The following is a 20,282-nucleotide window of genomic DNA, read 5'->3' as shown; positions in this document are numbered from 1 at the left end:
CAAATAAAAACCGGAGCGTGTTTGCTCCGGTGTTGACTGTCATGAGTGTGCGTTTTGGGCCTAGATTACCCCCAGCTCCCGCAGCCGCTCCATCAGGTAGCTGTGGGCGGTGTGTCGCTCGGAGAGCACCACGTCCGGCCTCGGGTGAAGGAACAGTGGCAGCGAGATGCGGGACTTGCTGGCGCTGCCGCCGGTGGGGTTGATGACGCGATGGGTCGTGGAGGGGTAGTAGCCACGAGAGGCCTCTTGCAACATGTCACCTATGTTGATGATCAGGGTGCCAAAATCACACGGCACATCCATCCACTCACCATCAGCTCCCTTCACCTGCAGGCCCGGCTCATTGGCGGCGGGCAATATGGTCAGCAGGTTGATGTCTTCGTGGGCGGCGGCGCGGATGGCGCCCGGTGCCTCGGTGCCGTCGAACGGCGGGTAGTGCAGCACCCGCAGCAGGGTCTTCTGGCTCTCTTCGATCATGGAGGAGAGCGGACAGCTGTAGTGGGCGGCGATATCAACCGGTGTGTATTGTTCCACCCAGCCCAGCAGCTCGGCGGCCAGGTTGTTGGCAAGGTGATAGTACTCCATCGCCTGCTCCCTGAGTGCTGCCGGCATCTGGCCCCAGGGGTAGAGGTGGAAGTACTCCTTGATGTCCTTCTGGCTATGGCCCTTGGCCACCTCGGAGACCGAGGGTGGGAAGTAGCCATCCTGGGTCTCGCGATTGAACAGGAAATCCTGCTTCTGCTCGCTCATGAAGAAGCGATACCAGTGGTCATAGATGGACTGCACCAGCTCTTTGGGGATGGGGTGATTGGTCAGCACGCCAAAGCCGGTGGTGCGCAGGGATTCGGTGAAGCGCTGCGCCGCATCGGGCGAGCGGTAATCGACGGTCAGGACTTTCATTATTTTTGTTACAGGCCAGTTAAAAGGTGGCGCAGTTTACCTTGCCCATGACCACAAGGAAAGTGAGCCCCAGCCCGTCACCAATAGTGACAAAAACATCATAAAACGGCGTCAACCAAGACCCGTCCCCACCCCTTGTCCTGACCCTGCTTCCTCACTAGAATGCCCCCATCATCCATACCGGAGCCCGTTTATGTCCCCCAAAATCCTGTTGCTGACCTTGCCTTTCCTGCTCGCCGGTTGCAGCTCGCTGTCGGAAGAGGAGTGCCGTGCCATGAGCTGGTACAACCTGGGCTATCAGGATGGGGAACAGGGCAAGACCCGTCAGGCGACCCGTGACTATGTGTCGACCTGTGGCGAGTATGGCCTCAAGGTGGATGAAGCCGAGTGGAAGCGGGGTTATGCCAAGGGGCTGGAGCTCTACTGCATTCCCGAGCTCGCTTACAGCAAAGGCAAGTCCGGCGCCGAGTATCTGGGGGTCTGCCCCAACGATGCCAGCTTCCTCACCCAGTACGATCGCGGTCGCAAGGAGTACCAGCTGGAGAAGCAGCTCAGCGAGATCAAGAGCGACATGGAGCGGACAGAGCGGGATATCGAACAGCTGGATCGGCAGATCCGCAATGAGAACGACAGCAAGCAGCGCGACTACTACCGGGCCCAGCGCGAACGCGCCATCCGCCATTACGAGGGGCTGCGCCGCGACTATAACCGGATCCGTTTCCCGGATCGGGTTATCCAGTTCTCCTTCGGCAATTAATGCAAGCGGGCTCGGCCACGGTTCGCCGCGCCGGCCCGGCTTGACCTTTACGCCGGCAAGACCCAGCGCTGCAACGCCAGCGCTATGCCGTCCTCGTTGTGATCGGCGGTCACCAGGTCGGCATGGGCCTGGACATGGGGGGCGGCATTGCCCATGGCGACCGCCAGCCCCACCTGCTCGAACATGCTGATGTCGTTGTTGTTATCCCCAAACGCCACCACGTTTTCCATCCTTATCCCCTCGCTCGCCGCCCACCGGGCCAGCCGGTTGCCCTTGCTGCAACCAGGTTGCACCAGCTCCACCGCATAGGGGGCCGCCTAGTCGCGGGTAAAGGGCATCTGCTCGACCACCTCGCCCATAAAGGTGTGCAGGCGGGCAGGATCCTGATTGAACAACTCCAGCTTCCAGATCGGGTACTTCAGCCAGCTCGCCAGATCGTCCGCAGGCAGCAGGGAGATCTTGAGATGATCCGGCTGATTGGCCGACCAGTGGCGTATTCGGGTCACGTGATCCTCGCAACCCAGGTAGCCGATCCCGTCGCTCAGGTGAAACAGGGCCCCCATCTGCTGCGCCTCAACCTCTCTCAGCAGTGCGGTGAGCGGCGCGACGGCCAGTGGATCGCCCGCCAGGATCCGATCCTGCGCCGGATCATAGAGATAAGCGCCATTGCTACAGATGATGGGGGTATCGAGGGCCAGCTCGTGGTGGAAGGGGCGTGCCGTCATAAAGTGGCGCCCCGTCACAAGCAGCACCTTGATGCCGTGGGCGCGAGCTTGCGCCAGTGCAGCCCGGGTTGCCGACGAGATCTGGTGATCCCGAGTCAGCAGGGTGCCATCCATATCCAGCGCGATGGCCTTGTACTCACTCATAGCTCCTCCAGCCTCAAACAAATCAGCAAAGAGCCTTACCGTCCCAGACCCGGCGCCCCGATGCAAGCCTTGCCCGATAGCGGATCGCCGAACTGTGATCTGACTGGGGCACACGGCAAGTCCCTCGCGTCCACGGCTCCTCAACCCGGCTCGACACAGCTCGCCAGACGCTGGCGTCGATCAGCCTGTTTGCGCAGACCGTAGAAACCGAGGGCACAGAGCAGGCCAGAGATCGCGGCCAGATAGAAGGGCCACTCGGTACCCACCAGCAATGCCAGGCTGCCCACCACGACCGCCAGGATTGAGCCGACCACCGCCAACCCGCGATAGAGCCCCATCGCCTGCCCCTGCTGCTCGGGGTGGCTACGGTTGGAGACCGCCACCGAAGTGGCCAGCTCCCCCAGGCTCATGCCGATGCCGGCCGGGATGAAGGTGAGCGCCAGCCCCCACCAGTGGCTGGGCAGGATAAAGAGCAACATGCCCGCCGCCATCACCAGATGACCGACGATCCCGAGGGAGCTGCCGCGCCAATGGCGAGCGAACCGGGCACCGAGCCAGGAGCCCGCCATCATAGGTAGGCTCACCAGCACCGAGGCCTGCGCCAACTGGGCCGGATCCCAGGCCAGCCGATCCACCAGCCAGACGTTGAAGTAGGTGAAATAGAGCTGCACCGACCCGTAGCTGAGCAGGGTCAGCATGAAGTAGGGCAGCAGCGCCGGTTGCAGCAAGAGCTGACGGGAAGAGAGCGATGGCGCCTGCTGGCTGGGGGCAACCGGGGCCTTATTGGGCAACAACCAGAGCACCAGCAGCAGGTTGAACAGGGTCATCGCCACCGCCAACCAGGCGGCCAGGCTGTAATCCCCCGATACCACGGCCGCATAACCTCCTATCATCGGTCCTACTACCCAGCCCAGATTCATGCCGATGTTGATCCAGGCGAAGTTACGGGTCTTGGTCTGGCTACTGCTCATATCTGCCGCCATGGCCTGCACGATGGCGATGTTGCCATTGAAGAATCCCTCTACCACCCGACTCAGCAGCAAGAGTGGCAGGGATCGCCAGACGATCCCGAGCGCCATCAGGGCATACCCGACCAGCACGCCAACCAGACAGACTGTCAGGATCGGCTTGCGGCCGTGGCGATCGGAAAGCCGTCCCAGCCAGGGGGATCCCACCAGCTGAAACAGCGGATAAAGCCCCATAATGACACCCAGCCACACCTTGCGACTCCAGTCAGACGCCTCTGGTGTCAGCATACCCTGCGCCGGATCCAGCATCAGTGGCGCCAGCACGGGCGAGGGCAGGCTGAAACCCGCCACCGCCAGCGCCAGCGTCACCGTCATCACCAATACCCAGAGGGTCGCCTGTCCCTTGATCCCTTCCATGTCAGCCCCATTAAATAAAGTTATTTGTTTATTTATACTGAGCAAGGCGCATCATTAAGTAAAGTGAATAGTAGATTTAAATGCAGCGGCTAGCCATAATGGCCCCATGAACCTTCGTACTGACCAGATCCTCTTGCGATACCCCGGATCCTTGGCGTACCTGTCGATAACGGGAAGCCCTCAATGAACGCCAGCACCGACAAGATCCTGTTCCTGCTCAAGAGTCACGGGCCCCAGAGCGCCGCCACGCTGGGCGAGCAATTACAGATGACCTCCATGGGCGCCCGCCAGCATCTGACCGCGCTGGCATCCGAGGGCTGGGTGGGATTTCGTGATGAGGCGCGCGGCCGTGGCCGTCCGGTGCGCTTGTGGCATCTGACCGAGCAGGCCTGGCAGCGCTTCCCCGATAGCCACAGCGATCTGACGCTGCAGCTTATCGACAATATCCAGCAGCTGTTTGGCGAAGTGGGCATGGAGCGGCTGATCCAGCAGCGGGAGCAGCAACAGCTGGGCCGTTATCAGGCACAGCTGACCCAGCCAGCGCTGGCTGACAGGCTGGCCGCCCTGAAAGAGCAGCGCACGCGAGAGGGCTATATGGCGGACATGCGCCAAGAGGAGGATGGCAGCTGGCTGCTATGGGAGAGCCACTGCCCGATCTGCGCGGCGGCGCGTGCGTGCCGCGGTTTCTGTCGCAGCGAATTGGCGCTGTTTCGCCAACTGCTGGCGCCCGCCGGGGTGGAGCGGGAGCAATACCTGCTGGACGGGGATCACCGCTGTCTCTACCGCATCACGCCGCCGAGCCCTTGATCGCCAAATGCCAGAAACAACAAAGCAGGCGCCGGGATGCCTGCTTTGTTGCCTTCGGGGGAGGGGGTGCTCTCGTTCCAGCCCGTCGTTTCCCGATAAGGTCGGACGGCTGATGGGGTTGGTGACCCGGTAAGGTCCTTCACCACAGAGACCCGGTCAGGTATCTGCTTTGCCACCGGAAGATGTAACCATAGTATCCCTCCCTGCGCGGTGAGTGGTTGCGAAGTAGCATGTATTTTCAGTTGTTTTTGCAATAGTTCACCCTTAATCTAGGAAAAGTGAATTAGTAATTGCAACGAGGAACGGAGAATGCTGAAACTTGATCGCATAGACAGGCATATTCTGGAGTTGATGCAGGAAAATGGCCGCATCAGCAACCTGGAGCTGGCCGAGCTGGTCGGGCTCTCCCCCTCCCCCTGCTCCCGCCGGGTCAAGGCGCTGGAGGATGCCGGTCTCATCGATACCCACGTTACCCTGCTCAACGCGCGCCAGTTGGGGCTTACCCTCACCGCTTATATCCATATCTCCATGGACAGACACACCCCGGAGCGGTTCGAGAATTTCGACAAGGCAATCAAGGCGCTGCCCGAGGTGCTCGAGTGCGACCTCATTACCGGCAACGACGCCGACTACCAGCTCAAGGTGGTGGTGCGGGACATGGAACACTACCAGCACTTCCTGCTGGACAAGCTGACCCACATTCCGGGCGTGACCGGGGTGCGCTCCAGCTTCGTACTGCGTCGCATCAAGCACAAGACGGCGCTGCCGCTCAATCATATGGGGTAGGGTCGCCAGCGGCCGTGATGGCAGAGCGGTACTCTCTCTGCCATCACGACAAAAACGATAACAAAAAGAGGAGGCTCAGGGCCTCCTCTTTTTCATTTTTGCTTGCTGGATGGCACGTCTGTCAGACCGCAACCTGGCTGACATCCTGCACCTGCAGCAGCCAGCCTGCCTGCTCCTGCTGGGGCTCACCGCTCACCCGCAACCGCTCGCCAGTGGGTACCCTCCGCCCCTGGGGCAGAGAGACCAGCAGACTCTCGCTGCCGTTGTCGAACAGCCAGCGGTCTTCGCCCAGCGGCTCGATCAGATAACCTTCCATCTCCACTCTGGACTCAGCTTGCCAGGATGGCGCTACGGAATCTCGGCTCTCGATGAAATCCCCCTGAACACCAAAACTGGATAGCCCCCACAGAATGGAGAGCCCGACCAAGGATGTTTGCATCTTGTCTCTCCTCTTTTGGAACTGTGGGGCCAGTATGGGAAGAGAAAACTGAGTGCACCATGAATAAGATGACAAAGTGCAGGCGAGATCGCGAAAAACCTGGTCAGCTGGCCAATGGTGTCATTTTATGGCGTCTGGATCACACGGATTGGCGGCATCATCTACTATCCGTCCACCTCTTGGCTGATTCGTCCAACTGGCCACTCCGCCATGCTCCGCGCAGATCCCCTCTTCGACCAGGGCCTGGACCTGGGTACCGTCCTTGCAGATCGCCTGCCAGGCATCATCGTCTATCTCCATCAAGGGCGTATCGGGGCCGGAACTACAGGCTGTCAGCAACAGGGTAAACAGGGGCAACAGAATTTTCATGGGGTAGGTCCTCAGACTGTATGGGTTGGCCGCACTCAGCGCCCCAGTTGCGCAGAGATACGATCGCAGAGCTGCTTGAGCTGAGCCAGCTCAGCATCGGCTAAATCCACCTGATTGCGCAAGTTGTCCGCCAGACAGCACTCTTTGACCTCCTACTGCAACTGGCGCCCTGCCTCGGTCAGACCGATGCATTTTTGCCGCTCATCCTCGCAGGAGATGGTGCGAGTCAACCAGCCCTTGCTCTCCAGCCGCTTGACGATAGGGGTCAGGGTCCCCGCATCCAGCCCAGTCTCCTGGCCAATCTCCTTGAGACTGACCTCATCTCGTGCCCACAGCGACAGCATCACCAGGTACTGGGTATAGGTGAGATCCAGCCGGTCCAGCAGTGGCCGGTAGGCGCGCATCACGGCATTGGAGGCACTGTAGAGGGCAAAACAGACCTGTTTTTTCAATTCACTCATGGGGGCACCTCGCTGACAAGTGGGGCCAGTATACCCCAGTAAAATTGGGGACCGAATAATTTGCACGCAAAACAGTTGCCAGTCTCCACATTCAGGATTGGCCTGAATTTATCCGCCAACGCCTCACCATGCGGGGGCTCATCGTATTCGAACACTGGCAGCGCTACGGCGAGTTTCTGGCCGAGGTGTCCCCGGCCGTCGACACCGGATCACGCCAGGCTGAAGCGACTCTCTATCAGGGGCTGGCCAGCATGCCGCAGGCCTTCCTCGGTCTGTTCGAGGGATGTCACACCGGCAAAATGTGGGTCCAGCGGGACTGAGTCACCGGACTGAACCATCACGCCGCAGGCGACTTGCATGACGGGCCCAGCCGCCCTAAGGTGGGCCCGTTTTTATGGTGCAATACGCCGTTTCAGCAAGGAGCTTTTCTTATGTCTACTCCCTATCCCCGCGTCGGTGTCGGCGTTATCTTGACCAACAGCCAGGGCCAGGTGTTGCTTGGCAAGCGCAAGGGCAGCCATGCCCCCTACTGGTCCATCGCCGGCGGCCATCTGGAGCTGGGTGAGAGCTTCGAATCGGCGGCGATCCGGGAAGTGGCCGAGGAGACGGGGTTCAGGATCAACAATCCCAGCGTCATCGCCGTCACCAACAACCTGGAGACCTGGCGCGAGAGCGGGCTGCACTACATCTCGGTCACCCTGCTGGCCCGGGTGGAAGGGGAGCCGCAACTGCTGGAGCCGGAAAAATGCGAAGGCTGGGTCTGGTGCGATCCCCGCGACCTGCCAGAGCCCCACTTCGATGCCAGCCGCCAATCAATCGCCTGCTGGCTGGCCGACCGTTGCTACCTGCCTCAACCAGGCCAGCCGACAGAGTGACCATTGCCTGCTGACTGGCAGTACGCAGCTCTTTGCCAGCCACCCCCGATTTGTCATAAAAAAGTCACCGCTTTGTCATATCATCCCAACCGGGTCTATGAAGACAACGAGGAGGTGAACAGGTGGGGCAGGTATTCATTCAATTTCTGTGGTTGGGCTGTGTCAGCTTCGGCGGGCCCGCCGCCCATATCGGTTATTTCCAGCGCACCTTCGTCGAACGGCTGGGCTGGCTGAGTCAGGCCGAATTCGCCCAGTTGCTGGCGTTGTGTCAGTTGCTGCCAGGTCCAGCTTCCAGCCAGCTCGGCTTCGCCATCGGCCGCCACAAGGCAGGCTTGGGCGGGGCACTGGCCGCCTTTCTCGGCTTTACCCTTCCCTCCTTCCTGCTGTTGATGGCCGCCGCCATCGGGGTGGGACAACTAACGGCCAACCTCTGGCTGGATGCCGCCCTGCACGGCCTCAAGTTGCTGGCGTTAGTGGTGGTCGCGGATGCTGTGCTCACCATGAGTCGTCAGTTCTGCAAGACGGCGCTGGCCCAGGGGATCATGGTGGCAACAGCCGCTGCGCTCTGGTGGCAACCCGGGCTCTTGACCCAGCTCGGCCTCTTGCTCGGCGCCGCCCTGCTCTGTGCCCGCGTCGGGGAGCCGCAAGCCCAAGGCCCACAGCCCTCGCCTGCTCAGCCATTATCGATGCGCCAGCCCCATTGGCCCACCCTGCTGCTGTTTGCCCTGCTGTTTGTCGGCCTGCCGCTGCTGGCCACTGGCCCCGCCAGCCAGCTGGTCGCCGACTTCTACCGGGCGGGTAGCCTGGTGTTTGGCGGCGGCCACGTGGTGCTGCCTTTGCTGCAAGAGAGCGTGGGCCACACCCTCAACGAGCAGCAGTTTCTGACTGGCTACAGTCTGGCCCAGCTGGTGCCCGGCCCCATGTTCACCCTGGCCACCTATCTCGGCGCTCAGCTGCTACCAACCACGCCGCTGGCAGGAGCCCTGCTGGCGACCCTGGCGCTGTTCCTGCCCGGCTTTTTGCTGTTGTGGGCCCTGGGGCCTTGCTGGCAGGGCTGGCTGGCCCGCCCCCGGTTGGCAGGGGCCGTGATCGGCATCAACGCCGCCGTGGTGGGCTTGCTGTTGGCGGCTCTCTATCAACCGGTGTGGCAGAGCGCGGTACAGGTGCCGACCGATCTGGCGCTGGCCGCCGTCGGCTTCTATCTGTTGCGAATATTGAAGCTGCCCATTCTGGCCATTGCCGCACTGCTGGTGGGGGCCGCCATGCTGCTGGCCTGAGTCAGATTGTGGGTGATGCACCATAAAAAACGGCGCCTCCGTGATGGGGCGCCGTTTTTCATGTTCAAACTGGTCGCTCAGGCCTCGGGATCGAAATCCAGACTCAGACTGTTGACGCAGTAACGCTGCCCGGTCTCGGTCGGCCCGTCGGGAAAGACGTGCCCCAGGTGGGATCCGCACTGGCTACAAGTGATCTCCACCCGCTTCATGCCGTGGCTTCTGTCCTCTGTGTAGGTCACTGTGCCCTCGATGGCCCGATCGAACGAAGGCCAGCCACAGCCGGAGTCAAACTTGGCTCCTGAGTGAAACAGCACGCTCTTGCAGCAGACGCAGAGATAGTCACCACTCTTGCGGTTGTGGAGCAGGGCGCCGCTGTAGGGCTGCTCGGTGCCCTTCTCCCAGCAGACACGAAACTGCTCCGCACTCAGCTTGTTGCGCCACTGCTCAGAATTGTTGTTGCTCATACCGACTCCTTGCCATTTATCACGGCGCCCAGCATAGCCAGTCAGGCCGCTTTGCTCTACCCCGCCAGCGGGAACTGTGATCCCGTTGACAACACGACAGCAACATCCGGCACGGCAACGACCCCCTCTTCGGCCAGCGCCACCGCCGTCAGGGCGACCCGCTCCAGCAACTTGAGGGAGTGGGCGCGGCCCACCGCCACCTGACGCTTGATGTCATCGGGCAGGAAGGGCAGGCCGTCGTTAGTGGCCGTGTCTATGGTCTGGATCCACTCCAACCCCTCCCCCGGCGGCGGCAGGCGGAACTGGATATCGTAATCGCTGGCGTTGAACAGCACGTACCAGCGCTCCCCCTCGCACAGCTGCATGCCGATATCCATGGCAAATGCCTGCCCCATGGGAGCGTGCCAATCCTGATCGGTGAGCTGATGGCCATCCGGGTGATACCAGTTGACCTGATGGCAATGGGTGGGCGTTCCGTTCCAGCTGTCATCACTCAATTGCAGATTGGAGAAGACTGTCGATTCTGCCCGCAGTGCCATCATCTGCTGGGTGAAGGCGAACAACCGCTCGTCTTCCGGCCGCCATTGCCAGTTGACCCAGCTGATCTGGTTGTCCTGACAGTAGGCGTTGTTGTTGCCCAGCTGGCTGCGCCCCATCTCGTCCCCGGCCAGGAAGTGCGGCGTGCCCTGAGAGAGCAGCAAGGTGGCGATCAGATTGCGCTTCTGCTGCTGGCGCAAGTTGTTGACCCGCGGGTCCAGAGTCGGCCCCTCCACCCCGTGGTTGTTGGAGAGGTTGTTGCCATGACCGTCCCGGTTGTCCTCTCCGTTGGCCTGGTTGTGGCGCTGGTTGTAGGAGACCAGATCCTCCAGGGTGAAGCCATCGTGATAGCAGAGATAGTTGACGCTGGTGTGGGGCGCACGCCAGCTCTTGGGGAAGAGATCCCGCGATCCCACCAGCCGGGTGGCGAAATCCCCCATCTTGCCAGCATCACCGCGCCAGAAGGCGCGTACCGTGTCGCGATAGCGGTCGTTGATCTCCAGCCACTGGCTCGGAAACTGGCCAAGCCGATAGCCAAACGGCCCAATATCCCAGGGCTCGGCGATGAGCTTGACTCGCGCCAGCACGGGATCCGCCATCATGGCCTTGAAGAAGACCCCCATGGGATCAAACTCCCCCGCTTCCCGCGCCAGGGTCACCGCCAGATCGAAGCGGAAACCGTCCACTTGCATCTCGGTCACCCAATAGCGCAGGGCATCCAGCACCAGCCGCAAGCTGTTGGGGTGATCCAGGTTGACGCTGTTGCCACAGCCGGTGACATTGGCGTGACGGCCATATTCGGGTCCGTGGGCACCCGTCTCGAAGGCGTAGTAACCCGCGTTGTCGAACCCCTTGAATGAGAGCATGGGGCCATCGGAGCCGGATTCGGCTGTGTGGTTGTAGACCACGTCCAGTATCACCTCGAGCCCGGCCCGGTGCAGCTCACGCACCATGGTCTTGAACTCGGTCACCGCCTCGTCTGCCTTGGTGCTGTAACGCGGCTCCGGGGCGAAGAAGGCGATGGGGTTGTAGCCCCAGTAGTTGGTCAGTCCCAATTGCTCCAGTCGGGGTTCCGACATAAAAGCCGCCACCGGCATCAGCTGCACCGAGGTGATACCGAGGCTCTTCATGTGCTCGAGGATCAACGGATGACAGATGCCGAGGTAGGTGCCGCGCAGCTCGCTCGGCACCCCCTGATGCTGGCGGGTGAAGCCCTTGACATGGGTTTCGTAGATGACGGTGCGCTCTGATGGGATCCCGGGCTTGCCAATCCCCTGCCAGTCGAAGGCGTCATCCACCACCACCGACTTGGCAATCATCTCTGCACTGTCGCCCTCATACAGCTTGTCGTCCCAATGGGTCGCCCGGCTGAGCGCCTTGGCGTAGGGGTCGATCAGCAGCTTCTGCGGATCGAACAGCATCCCCTCCTGGGGCGTGCCATGCACCCGATAGCCGTAACGCTGACCGGCCTTGACGCCGCGCACATAGCCGAAGCGGTACTGACCCCGACGGCCGGGCAGCGCCAGCCGGGCCAGCTCCTGCTCCTGTTCGTCGAACAGGCAGAGCTCCACCTTGTCCGATTGCGGGGCCCACACACAGAAGTGACAACCTGTCTCATCGAGCAGCGCACCCAGCGGGTGGTCCTGCCCCTTTTCCATTGCAAACATCAAGACTCCTGTTTGATGAACAAGGTCGCGAGCGGCGGCAGATCCAGCACTATGCTGTGCCCCATTCCCTGCCAGGGAGTCGGCTCGGCGACGAAGGCCAGACCCACATCATAGTTGCTGCCCCAATAATGCTCGCTGTCGGTATTGAGCACCACGCGATAGCGGCCCGCGGCCGGCACCCCGAGTCGATAGGCGATACGCGGCACAGGGGTGAAGTTGCAGGTCACCATGACCGGATCGGCCCCCTGCTTGTCGGCCCGCAGCCAGGCAAAAATGCTGTTGTCGGCATCGTTGTGATCCAGCCAGCGGAAGCCGACTTGCTCATAATCGGCCTGATACAAGGCAGGCTCATGACGGTAAAGGTGGTTGAGATCGCGGATCAACCGCTGCTGGCCATCGTGCTTGGGGTACTGCAGCAGGTGCCACGGCAGCTGGGCATCGTGGTTCCACTCGTTGCTCTGGGCGATCTCGGTGCCCATGAAGTTGAGCTTCTTGCCCGGGTGGGCATACATGAAGCCCATGTAGGCGCGCAGGTTGGCGGCTTGCTGCCACTCGTCGCCCGGCATCTTGTAGAGCATGGAGTGCTTGCCGTGCACCACCTCGTCGTGGGAGAGCGACAGGATGAAGTTCTCGTCATAGTGATACACCATGGAGAAGGTCATGTCGTTGTGGTGGTAGCGACGGTGAATAGGCTCTTTTTGCATATAGGTGAGGGTGTCGTGCATCCAGCCCATATTCCACTTGAAGCCAAAACCGAGGCCACCGAGGAAGGTCGGGCGGGAGACGCCGGCAAAGGCGGTGGACTCCTCGGCGATGGTCATGGCGTGGGGATACTTGCCGTACACCTCTTCGTTGGTCCACTTCAAGAGGCTTATCGCCTCGTAGTTGTGGTTGCCGCCGTCAACGTTCGGCACCCACTCGCCCGCATTGCGCGAATAGTCCAGATAGAGCATGGAGGCGACCGCATCCACCCGCAGGCCATCGATGTGGAACTTGTCGAGCCAGAACAGGGCGCTCGCCACCAGGAACTGGCGCACCGTATTTCGGCCGAAATCGTAAATGTAGGAGTTCCAGTCCGGGTGCCAGCCACGGCGCGGATCTTCGTACTCATAGAGCGGGGTGCCGTCGAAACGGGCCAGACCGTGGGCATCGGACGGAAAGTGGGCAGGCACCCAGTCCAGGATGACGCCGATGCCAGCCTGGTGGCACTGATCGACGAAATATTTGAAGTCGTCGGCGCTGCCGTAGCGGCTGGTGGGGGAGAACATGCCCACCGGCTGATAGCCCCAGGAGCCGCTGAACGGATGCTCGGAGACCGGCAGCAGCTCGATGTGGGTGTACTCCATCTCTTTGATGTAGGCGACCAGATCCACCGCCAGCTCGCGCCAGCTCAAGCTGTCACCGTTGGGGTGGCGCTTCCAGGAGCCGACGTGCAGCTCGTAAATGGAGAGCGGCTGATCCCGCTTGTCATTCTGCTGACTCTCGCGCCAGGCAGCATCCTGCCACTGGTACTGCTCGTGGTCGTAGACCACGGAGGCGAACGACGGGTACTGCTCGCAGTAGAAACCGACCGGGTCGCTCTTGTGGGGCAGCCGATTGCCCATGGGATCTTTGAGCTCGAACTTGTAGCGATCCCCCGCCTTGAGGCCCGGCACGAACAGCACCCAGTGACCACACTGGCTGCGCTGCATGGGGTGACGACGACCGTCCCAGAAGTTGAAATCACCGATCAGGCTCACGGCGGTGGCGCTCGGCGCATAGACGGCAAAGCGCACCCCTTCCACCTGCACGCCAAGGTGCTCCACGGTGCGCAGTTGCGCACCGAGCGTGTGGTAGATGTTGTCCGGCTGGGAGGTCAGTTCTGCCAGACCGGCCCAACCTGCATCCTGACACTGGTAGGGGTCGACAAATTCGGCTTTGGCATCGGCATAGTCGGCGATCAACTGATAGGGAAAGGGATTTTTACGGCGGGTGAAAACAGTTTCAAAAAGGCCCGATTCATCGGAGGGTGCCAAGGTGGCAACGATTTTGCCCGACTTGAGATCCCTGACGCGCATCTCGAGGGCATCCGGTAACCAGACAGTCAATTTGAGGCCTGGCCCATCCGGGTTGGTCTGCAGGCCTAAATGAGAGAAGGGATCGGCGCAGCGGGCAGCAACCAAACGTTCAACGAGCATCGAGATTTCCTTTCATAGCTGAACATCCGCTCCGGCCAGGGCCGAAGCGGATGTAAGTGAGTCACGTTTTGTCGGCAGTGGCTCAACGACTGGCCTCATCACGGGCCTGGCTCATCTTGCCTGCCAGCGCCTTGAGCGCTTCATTGGCAAAAATATCCTCCAGATCGGTGGACAGCTTGCGACGCCAGTTGGGGTATTGATAACTGGTACCCGGCACGTTGACCGGTTTGTCCATCTCCAGCCAGTCTTCCAGCTGGGTACTGAACAGGGCGCAGCTGCCGCGGGACATATGCAGTTGCAGCCCATGGTTGAGTTCTGTGTTCATGCCAACCCAGTTCACGTCTTGACTGACGTTGTCAGAGATGACGCCATGAGCGTGCAGGCTGTCGAGGATCCGCTGTTTTGCCTGATGGCGATCAGCATACAGGGTCTTGAGCACGTCTTCATCCGGATACAATTTCAGCTCGCGGCCCAGCGCCAGATCGTCGCAATGCCAGAAGCCCTTGAGGGTCGGCATGTCGTGAGTGGTCAGGGCCGACATCGCCTGCTCGGTGTAGTGAGCAGGGGAAATGAAGCCCCCATCGACCTTGGATCGCTCGAAGAAGAACACCTTGTAGGAGTGAACGCCGTTCTCTTTCAGCGTGACATCTATGCCTTCGGGCACAGTGCCCAAATCTTCACCAATCAGCAGGCACTGATTGCGGTGGGATTCGAGCGCCAGGATCCCCAACAGATCGTTGACCGGATAGTAGATGTAAGCCCCCTTGGCGGCGGACTCTCCGGGCGGCACCCACCACAGGCGCAGCAAGGCCATCACGTGATCGATGCGCAGCGCGCCGCAGGAGCGCATGTTGGCGCGGAACAGATCCACCATGGGCTGATAGCCCGCCTCGAACAACTGGTTCGGGTTCATGGGGGGCAGGCCCCAGTTTTGGCCGAGCGGACCCAGGATATCGGGTGGCGCCCCGACAGAGGCTTTCGGGCAGTAGAGATCCCGGTTGGCCCAGATCTCGGTGGAGCCTTCAGAGACCCCGACCGCCAGATCCCGATAGATCCCCATCACCATACCGGCGGCCTTGGCGCGGGCATCGGCGTGCGCCAACTGCTCATCGGCCAGGAACTGCAGGTAGAGATAGAAGTTCACGTCCTGCTGGTGCGCGGCGACCCAGGTAGCCACCTCGGGGTTGTGGTAATCGCGGTACGCATCGGGCCATACCGGCCAGCCCCAGGCGTTTTCGCCCTTGCCATAGAAGTAGGCCTGCAGGGCATCAAAGGCCGCCTGCTGTTGCAGGCTGTCGCCACCGGCGATAACAAACTTTTCGAATGCAGTTTGTCGCGCTTGGCCAGGCTTTGTCTGGTCAAACACTTTGCGCAGCATACCGATCTTGGTCTCGATGACGCCGGTGTAATCCACGTTGCTCTTGGCGCGCAGCTCACTTAGGTGCTGCTGGAACGCCGGGTTGGCTACCTCAGCCTTGAGATGATCGTTGGCCAAAAACTCGGGCACCACCTCCACGTTGATGTAGGCCACATTGAGCCAGCGACGGGACGAGGGGCTGTAAGGGCTGGCACTCTCAGGGTTGGCAGGATAGAGGGCATGAATGGGGTTCAGGCCGACGAAGTGGGCTCCCCAGGCTGCGGCTTTCTCGACCAGCTGGCCGAGATCGCTGAAATCGCCTATGCCCCAGTTGTGGCGGCTGCGCAGGCAGTAGAGCTGCACGCTCGGGCCCCACACTTTGCGGCCAGCGGCGATGGGAGCCTGCTTGTAACAGGATTTGGGCGCGACGATGAGACGCATGCTGGCGAGCGGCTCATCGTTGCCCTCCTCCAGCAGGGTCAGCTGGTGATAACCCAGTTCAGGCTGCACATTCAACGCCACACGATAGGCCTGGCACTCCATCTCTTCGAATTCTGCGACGCCTACCAGCTCACCCTCGATGGGGGTGATTTGGCCGGACAACACAGTCCCCTGCTCCAGCGCAAGCTGCCAGCTGAGGGCGTCATTGACGAAATCGATGGGCAAGCGTACGTCGAGGGTAATGGGCTCACCGCTGCGAACCACCATCACGGGATCCAGCGCGCGCAGCCAATGCTGGCGATGCTCCTGCTCCAGCTGCTGCGTCAGGGCTACTTCGTCATCGACGCGATAACCCATTGCGCCCAGCATGGCGGCCTTGCTCTCTTCGGATACCTGGGCCGAGTGGCCCCAGGCGTCAACATACTCACTGGCAATGCCTTTGGCGGCAGCCAGATGTTCAATCAGGGTGGTCATAGTTTGAGAATTCCCGCTGTGGATTCTATCTATACTATTTTGATTAATTTTTTATGGGTGGTACTTGAACAATGGCTCTTTGGCCATGCTGAACCGCGCACATTTTTACACATCTGCCTAGCTGGTTGTGTGACCGAACAGGCACTATTGTTGATCTCTGTGACGCGAACCAACCGATGACATTTTCGACAAAAGTTGGTAGTCAGTTACATAAACCGAAAATAAATTTCACAGTTTTTCATGATTTAGCGCAATTTCAGACAGAATGTTGGTTGACTCATGGGGGAGTTCTAGTAAATTTACAAACGGAATTTTCTTTGACTACTGAACAGTTAGGTAACCAAATATGACTATCAAAGTAGGTATTAACGGTTTTGGCCGCATCGGCCGTTTCGTCTTCCGTCTGGCCGCTGAGCGTACTGACATCGAAGTGGTTGGTATCAACGACCTGATCGACGTTGACTACATGGCTTACATGCTGAAGTACGACTCCACTCACGGCCGCTTCAAAGGCACCGTTGAAGTCAAAGACGGCAACCTGGTTGTCAACGGCAAAACCGTACGTGTTACCGCTGAACGTGACCCGGCAAACCTGAAGTGGGATGCCATCGGTGTTGACGTTGTTGCCGAAGCCACCGGTCTGTTCCTGGACGACGCGACTGCTCGCAAGCACATCGCTGCCGGCGCCAAGAAAGTTGTTCTGACTGGCCCGTCCAAAGACGCCACCCCTATGTTCGTCATGGGTGTTAACGACGCGACCTACGCTGGTCAGGACATCGTTTCCAACGCTTCCTGCACCACCAACTGCCTGGCCCCGATCGCCAAGGTTCTGAACGATACCTTCGGTATCGAATCCGGCCTGATGACCACTGTCCACGCTACCACTGCTACCCAGAAGACCGTTGATGGTCCGTCTGCCAAAGACTGGCGCGGTGGCCGCGGTGCGGCTCAGAACATCATCCCGTCCTCTACCGGTGCTGCCAAAGCTGTTGGCGTTGTTATCCCGGAACTGAACGGCAAACTGACCGGCATGGCTTTCCGCGTACCGACTCCGGACGTATCCGTTGTTGACCTGACCGTCAACCTGAAGAAAGCGGCTACCTACGCTGAAATCTGCGCAGCCATGAAAGCAGCCTCTGAAGGTTCCATGAAGGGCGTGCTGGGCTACACCGAAGATCAAGTGGTCTCCACTGACTTCCTGGGCGAGCGTCAGACTTCCGTGTTCGATGCCAAAGCCGGTATCGCTCTGAACGACAAGTTCGTTAAAGTTGTATCCTGGTACGACAACGAAATGGGCTACTCCAGCAAGGTTCTGGACCTGATCGCTCACATCTCCAAGTAATTTGGGATGCGCAATCAAGTAGCTTGAAAAAGGCGGCCATTGGCCGCTTTTTTGTATTCTGGACCGTGGATTTTCCGACCCTCTCTTCTGAATGTGCGCGAGCACAGGAGTCCTCATGCAACCGACACGCTCTCTGACTGCCCACTGTATCCTCAGCCACAATGCCGCTGGCCTGCCCCTGCTCTCCATCGACAATGGCGATGCAAAGGCCGAGATCAGCCTATTTGGTGCCCAGGTGCTGCACTACCAGCGCCACGGCGAACCCGCCTCGCTCTGGCTCAGCGACAAGGCAGTGCTGGACGGCAGCAAGCCCATCCGCGGTGGCGTTCCAATCTGCTGGCCCTGGTTCGGCCCGGCCCCCGCCCGTGTCGGCAGCGGCAAACCGTCCCACGGCTTCGCCCGCACCAGCCTCTGGACCCTGGACGGTGTCTCTGATCACGGCGATGGCACGCTCGTCCATCTCTCTCTGCGTGGCAACAACGCGACCCGTACCCTCTGGCCCCACCCCTTCGAGTTGGAACTGGACGTCCTGGTCGGCAAGGAGCTCTCGCTGGTACTGACGACCCGCAACACGGGCAAGGCCCCCATCGCCTACAATGCCGCCCTGCACACCTATCTGCAGATTGGCGCCCCGGAAGCCGTCAGCGTGATTGGACTGGGTGAGCCTTATGCAGACATGCTGACCGGCCAGGATGCGCAGCAGCAGGGTGCGCTGACACTCACAGAGGCCATTGATCGGGTCTACCACCAACCCGAGGCCATGATCCGGGTTGAGGATGGCGATCGCACTACTCAGGTGGTCAGCGGCAACCACGACAGCATTGTGGTCTGGACCCCCTGGCAGGAAGGTGCCACCGCCATGGCTGACATGAGCAACGACGGCTACCGCACCATGCTCTGCGTCGAAGCAGCCATCACGGCCGAGGCTGGCGTAGTCATAGCACCGGATGAGGAGCACAGCCTCTCTACCGTGATCCTCTGATCTTCACGGCACTCATAACAAAAGAGGGCACCCGCGGGTGCCCTCTTTGCATGTCATGCCACTCTTGTCAGGCGTTACCCTGAGTCTTGAGCCTGAGCTCGGCGGCAAAATCGAGCATGCGATCCAGCGGGAGCAATGCCCTCACCCGCAGGGCTTCATCCACCAGGATCTCGTGACGCTCGGCGCCATCGGTCAACGCCTCCTTGATCGCCACCAGACCGTTCATTGCCATCCAGGGACAGTGGGCGCAGCTGCGGCAGGTGGCACCATCGCCACCGGTCGGCGCCTCGACCATCTCCTTGTCCGGACAAGCCTGCTGCATCTTGTAGAAGATGCCGCGATCGGTCGCCACGATCAGCTTCTGCTGAGGCAGTTCTTTGGCCGCCTTGATCAGTTGACTGGTGGAGCCCACCGCATCGGCCAACTCGATGACCGAGGCCGGAGATTCCGGATGCACCAGCACAGCCGCATCCGGGTTCTGCTCCTTGAGCTCGCGCAGGGCTCGGGCCTTGAACTCGTCATGGACGATGCAGTGGCCCTGCCAGCGCAGCATCTGGGCGCCCGTCTTCTTCTCGATATAGGCGCCGAGGTGCCTGTCCGGGCCCCAGATGATCTTGTGACCCTGGCTGTCGAGGTGTTCGACTATCTCAAGCGCAATGCTGGAGGTCACCACCCAGTCTGCCCGCGCCTTCACCGCAGCCGAGGTATTGGCATAAACCACCACTATGTGGTCGGGGTGGGCATCGCAGAAGGCCGAGAATTTATCGCTGGGGCAGCCCAGATCGAGGGAACACTCGGCCTCCAGGGTCGGCATCAGCACCCGCTTGTGCGGGCTCAGGATCTTGGAGGTCTCCCCCATGAAACGCACCCCGGCCACGATCAGGGTCTGGGCGGCGTGATCCCGGCCAAAACGGGCCATCTCGAGGGAGTCACCGACGAAACCACCAGTGGCCTCGGCCAGCGCCTGGATCTCGGGATCCGTGTAGTAGTGGGCAACCAGCACAGCCTGGCGCGCTTCAAGCAGTGCCTTGATGTCTGCGATCAGGGTCATTTTCTGCTCGGCGGTCAGCGGGGCCGGTTTGACCGGGAACGGGTAGTCCATCTCGACCACCGGAGGGATACTGCTCAGTGCATTGCTCATTGCGACTGTTCCATCAAGGCTCGGAAAGGCAAAAATTATAACCAGAAGCTGGCCACAAACCCATCAACAAATCCGGTGATACGCAAGTGTCCAGATACCCTCACGTGATTCGTTGTCATTCTTGCCAAAAGGAGTTTTCGAATGAAACAACGCCCGCTCAACACCAAACGGTTGCTCACCATGGGACTCTTCCTGATCAGCTGGGCGGCATGGTGCAGGGCAACCAGCAGTAGATGAGCACCGGCATCACCCGCTCGGCCAGTACGGTCGAGGGCACAGAGCACTCCTTCGAGGCACTCAACCGGGCGGTGGCACAGATCCAGCGGATCCACGCTCACATCAACCTGGTCGCCAGGCGGCCAAGGAGCCGAGTACCGTCAGCGATACCATCAACCAGAGCCTGCCTGATGCGCATGGGGGATGCCGCCGCCCCTGGGTGCCAGCCATCGCCTGAGCGAGGAGCTGGCGCAGGCCGCAACCGCCCAGGCAACCCAGCTGGATCGTCTGACAATCTGATGAGCAACAACCATAAAAAAAGCCCGCATCGTTGCGGGCTTTTCGATCTGGTGGTCGTTACTGGGATCGAACCAGTGACCCCCTCCTTGTAAGGGAGGTGCTCTCCCAGCTGAGCTAAACGACCTGGGATTCTGAAATGATGGTGGGTCGTGCTGGATTCGAACCAGCGACCAATTGATTAAAAGTCAACTGCTCTACCGACTGAGCTAACGACCCATCTAAATCATTTTTTTACAAACTGGTGGTCGTTACTGGGATC

Annotated in this window: 17 protein-coding genes, 2 tRNA genes and 2 pseudogenes; 8 read left to right on the top strand and 13 right to left on the bottom strand. The window is 60.4% G+C overall.

Features of this window, described 5'->3' with window-relative positions; genetic code table 11:
• Nucleotides 1–60: 60 nt before the first annotated feature.
• Nucleotides 61–900: a 2OG-Fe(II) oxygenase family protein gene (locus GWQ22_RS13055; protein WP_275930567.1), complete on the bottom strand. Its 840-nt coding sequence runs from the start codon at nt 898–900 to the stop codon at nt 61–63.
• Nucleotides 901–1,093: 193 nt separating this feature from the next.
• Between GWQ22_RS13055 and GWQ22_RS13050 the strand changes: the two genes are divergently transcribed.
• The gene (locus GWQ22_RS13050) at nt 1,094–1,657 is read left to right on the top strand and encodes a DUF2799 domain-containing protein (protein WP_042038543.1); all 564 of its coding nucleotides are present in this window, start codon (nt 1,094–1,096) and stop codon (nt 1,655–1,657) included.
• Between the two features lie 47 nt (nt 1,658–1,704).
• Here GWQ22_RS13050 and GWQ22_RS13045 read toward each other — a convergent pair.
• Together GWQ22_RS13045 and GWQ22_RS13040 are read right to left on the bottom strand one after the other, a co-directional pair.
• Nucleotides 1,705–2,526: pseudogene (locus tag GWQ22_RS13045) on the bottom strand (Cof-type HAD-IIB family hydrolase).
• Nucleotides 2,527–2,666: 140 nt separating this feature from the next.
• Nucleotides 2,667–3,911, bottom strand: coding sequence for an MFS transporter (locus tag GWQ22_RS13040; RefSeq protein WP_275930566.1), 1,245 nt, complete (start codon nt 3,909–3,911; stop codon nt 2,667–2,669).
• A 183-nt stretch (nt 3,912–4,094) separates the two neighbouring features.
• Here GWQ22_RS13040 and GWQ22_RS13035 point away from each other — a divergent pair, with 183 nt between their 5' ends.
• Nucleotides 4,095–4,718 (top strand): metalloregulator ArsR/SmtB family transcription factor, encoded by a 624-nt coding sequence (locus tag GWQ22_RS13035; protein WP_042038547.1) that lies wholly within the window; start codon nt 4,095–4,097, stop codon nt 4,716–4,718.
• Nucleotides 4,719–5,027: 309 nt separating this feature from the next.
• On the top strand, nt 5,028–5,504 hold the full coding sequence (locus GWQ22_RS13030) for an Lrp/AsnC family transcriptional regulator (protein WP_275930565.1): 477 nt from the start codon (nt 5,028–5,030) through the stop codon (nt 5,502–5,504).
• A gap of 121 nt (nt 5,505–5,625) precedes the next feature.
• Here GWQ22_RS13030 and GWQ22_RS13025 read toward each other — a convergent pair whose 3' ends face one another.
• The 3 genes from GWQ22_RS13025 to GWQ22_RS13015 all read right to left on the bottom strand — a co-directional run bounded on the left by GWQ22_RS13025 (nt 5,626) and on the right by GWQ22_RS13015 (nt 6,773).
• Nucleotides 5,626–5,943, bottom strand: coding sequence for a hypothetical protein (locus GWQ22_RS13025; protein WP_275930564.1), 318 nt, complete (start codon nt 5,941–5,943; stop codon nt 5,626–5,628).
• Between the two features lie 120 nt (nt 5,944–6,063).
• Nucleotides 6,064–6,312 (bottom strand): hypothetical protein, encoded by a 249-nt coding sequence (locus GWQ22_RS13020; protein ID WP_108535377.1) that lies wholly within the window; start codon nt 6,310–6,312, stop codon nt 6,064–6,066.
• A gap of 152 nt (nt 6,313–6,464) precedes the next feature.
• Nucleotides 6,465–6,773 carry a MarR family transcriptional regulator gene (locus GWQ22_RS13015; RefSeq protein WP_275930563.1) on the bottom strand — a complete coding sequence of 103 codons (309 nt, stop codon included), beginning with the start codon at nt 6,771–6,773 and terminating at the stop codon, nt 6,465–6,467.
• A gap of 110 nt (nt 6,774–6,883) precedes the next feature.
• Here GWQ22_RS13015 and GWQ22_RS13010 point away from each other — a divergent pair.
• The 3 genes and pseudogenes from GWQ22_RS13010 to chrA form a co-directional block, all read left to right on the top strand.
• Nucleotides 6,884–7,093: pseudogene (locus tag GWQ22_RS13010) on the top strand (NADP-dependent oxidoreductase); the annotation flags it as partial.
• A gap of 111 nt (nt 7,094–7,204) precedes the next feature.
• Nucleotides 7,205–7,648, top strand: a complete 444-nt coding sequence (locus tag GWQ22_RS13005; protein WP_275930561.1) for an NUDIX hydrolase — start codon at nt 7,205–7,207, stop codon at nt 7,646–7,648.
• Between the two features lie 122 nt (nt 7,649–7,770).
• The gene (gene chrA / locus GWQ22_RS13000) at nt 7,771–8,925 is read left to right on the top strand and encodes a chromate efflux transporter (RefSeq protein WP_275930560.1); all 1,155 of its coding nucleotides are present in this window, start codon (nt 7,771–7,773) and stop codon (nt 8,923–8,925) included.
• A 77-nt stretch (nt 8,926–9,002) separates the two neighbouring features.
• Here the strand turns inward: chrA and msrB are convergent, their stop codons facing one another.
• From msrB to malQ, 4 genes are all read right to left on the bottom strand, one after another.
• Nucleotides 9,003–9,389, bottom strand: coding sequence for a peptide-methionine (R)-S-oxide reductase MsrB (gene msrB, locus GWQ22_RS12995; RefSeq protein WP_042038556.1), 387 nt, complete (start codon nt 9,387–9,389; stop codon nt 9,003–9,005).
• Between the two features lie 56 nt (nt 9,390–9,445).
• Nucleotides 9,446–11,593 (bottom strand): glycogen debranching protein GlgX, encoded by a 2,148-nt coding sequence (gene glgX, locus GWQ22_RS12990; RefSeq protein WP_275930559.1) that lies wholly within the window; start codon nt 11,591–11,593, stop codon nt 9,446–9,448.
• Nucleotides 11,593–13,770 carry a 1,4-alpha-glucan branching protein GlgB gene (gene glgB / locus GWQ22_RS12985; protein ID WP_275930558.1) on the bottom strand — a complete coding sequence of 726 codons (2,178 nt, stop codon included), beginning with the start codon at nt 13,768–13,770 and terminating at the stop codon, nt 11,593–11,595. The genes glgX and glgB overlap by 1 nt, the downstream gene beginning before the upstream one ends.
• Before the next feature lie 82 nt (nt 13,771–13,852).
• Nucleotides 13,853–16,042 (bottom strand): 4-alpha-glucanotransferase, encoded by a 2,190-nt coding sequence (gene malQ, locus GWQ22_RS12980; protein WP_275930557.1) that lies wholly within the window; start codon nt 16,040–16,042, stop codon nt 13,853–13,855.
• Nucleotides 16,043–16,388: 346 nt separating this feature from the next.
• Here malQ and gap point away from each other — a divergent pair, with 346 nt between their 5' ends.
• Nucleotides 16,389–17,384: a type I glyceraldehyde-3-phosphate dehydrogenase gene (gene gap / locus GWQ22_RS12975; RefSeq protein WP_042038563.1), complete on the top strand. Its 996-nt coding sequence runs from the start codon at nt 16,389–16,391 to the stop codon at nt 17,382–17,384.
• A gap of 115 nt (nt 17,385–17,499) precedes the next feature.
• Entirely contained in the window at nt 17,500–18,366 is an 867-nt protein-coding gene (locus GWQ22_RS12970; protein WP_275930556.1) for a D-hexose-6-phosphate mutarotase, read from the top strand.
• A gap of 67 nt (nt 18,367–18,433) precedes the next feature.
• On the opposite strand, the gene nadA is transcribed toward GWQ22_RS12970, so the two are convergent.
• The 3 genes from nadA to GWQ22_RS12955 all read right to left on the bottom strand — a co-directional run bounded on the left by nadA (nt 18,434) and on the right by GWQ22_RS12955 (nt 20,239).
• Nucleotides 18,434–19,507, bottom strand: coding sequence for a quinolinate synthase NadA (nadA, locus tag GWQ22_RS12965; protein ID WP_275930555.1), 1,074 nt, complete (start codon nt 19,505–19,507; stop codon nt 18,434–18,436).
• A gap of 564 nt (nt 19,508–20,071) precedes the next feature.
• Nucleotides 20,072–20,147, bottom strand: a tRNA-Val gene (locus GWQ22_RS12960).
• Nucleotides 20,148–20,163: 16 nt separating this feature from the next.
• A tRNA-Lys gene (locus GWQ22_RS12955) sits at nt 20,164–20,239 on the bottom strand.
• Nucleotides 20,240–20,282: the final 43 nt, after the last annotated feature.

The organism is Aeromonas sp. 1HA1, from assembly GCF_029237385.1.
In the GTDB taxonomy this organism is placed as follows: Bacteria; Pseudomonadota; Gammaproteobacteria; order Enterobacterales; family Aeromonadaceae; genus Aeromonas; species Aeromonas popoffii.
The sequence above is the reverse complement of the archived record's forward strand: the minus strand, read 5'-3'. Positions and strand labels throughout refer to the sequence as shown.

What these genes read in the sequence shown, in the direction of transcription:
- GWQ22_RS13055 (WP_275930567.1), bottom strand. Translation starts at nt 900, where the DNA reads ATGAAAGTCCTGACCGTCGATTACCGCTCGCCCGATGCGGCGCAGCGC.
- GWQ22_RS13050 (WP_042038543.1), top strand. Translation starts at nt 1,094, where the DNA reads ATGTCCCCCAAAATCCTGTTGCTGACCTTGCCTTTCCTGCTCGCCGGT.
- GWQ22_RS13040 (WP_275930566.1), bottom strand. Translation starts at nt 3,911, where the DNA reads ATGGAAGGGATCAAGGGACAGGCGACCCTCTGGGTATTGGTGATGACG.
- GWQ22_RS13035 (WP_042038547.1), top strand. Translation starts at nt 4,095, where the DNA reads ATGAACGCCAGCACCGACAAGATCCTGTTCCTGCTCAAGAGTCACGGG.
- GWQ22_RS13030 (WP_275930565.1), top strand. Translation starts at nt 5,028, where the DNA reads ATGCTGAAACTTGATCGCATAGACAGGCATATTCTGGAGTTGATGCAG.
- GWQ22_RS13025 (WP_275930564.1), bottom strand. Translation starts at nt 5,943, where the DNA reads ATGCAAACATCCTTGGTCGGGCTCTCCATTCTGTGGGGGCTATCCAGT.
- GWQ22_RS13020 (WP_108535377.1), bottom strand. Translation starts at nt 6,312, where the DNA reads ATGAAAATTCTGTTGCCCCTGTTTACCCTGTTGCTGACAGCCTGTAGT.
- GWQ22_RS13015 (WP_275930563.1), bottom strand. Translation starts at nt 6,773, where the DNA reads ATGAGTGAATTGAAAAAACAGGTCTGTTTTGCCCTCTACAGTGCCTCC.
- GWQ22_RS13005 (WP_275930561.1), top strand. Translation starts at nt 7,205, where the DNA reads ATGTCTACTCCCTATCCCCGCGTCGGTGTCGGCGTTATCTTGACCAAC.
- msrB (WP_042038556.1), bottom strand. Translation starts at nt 9,389, where the DNA reads ATGAGCAACAACAATTCTGAGCAGTGGCGCAACAAGCTGAGTGCGGAG.
- glgX (WP_275930559.1), bottom strand. Translation starts at nt 11,593, where the DNA reads ATGTTTGCAATGGAAAAGGGGCAGGACCACCCGCTGGGTGCGCTGCTC.
- glgB (WP_275930558.1), bottom strand. Translation starts at nt 13,770, where the DNA reads ATGCTCGTTGAACGTTTGGTTGCTGCCCGCTGCGCCGATCCCTTCTCT.
- malQ (WP_275930557.1), bottom strand. Translation starts at nt 16,042, where the DNA reads ATGACCACCCTGATTGAACATCTGGCTGCCGCCAAAGGCATTGCCAGT.
- gap (WP_042038563.1), top strand. Translation starts at nt 16,389, where the DNA reads ATGACTATCAAAGTAGGTATTAACGGTTTTGGCCGCATCGGCCGTTTC.
- GWQ22_RS12970 (WP_275930556.1), top strand. Translation starts at nt 17,500, where the DNA reads ATGCAACCGACACGCTCTCTGACTGCCCACTGTATCCTCAGCCACAAT.
- nadA (WP_275930555.1), bottom strand. Translation starts at nt 19,507, where the DNA reads ATGAGCAATGCACTGAGCAGTATCCCTCCGGTGGTCGAGATGGACTAC.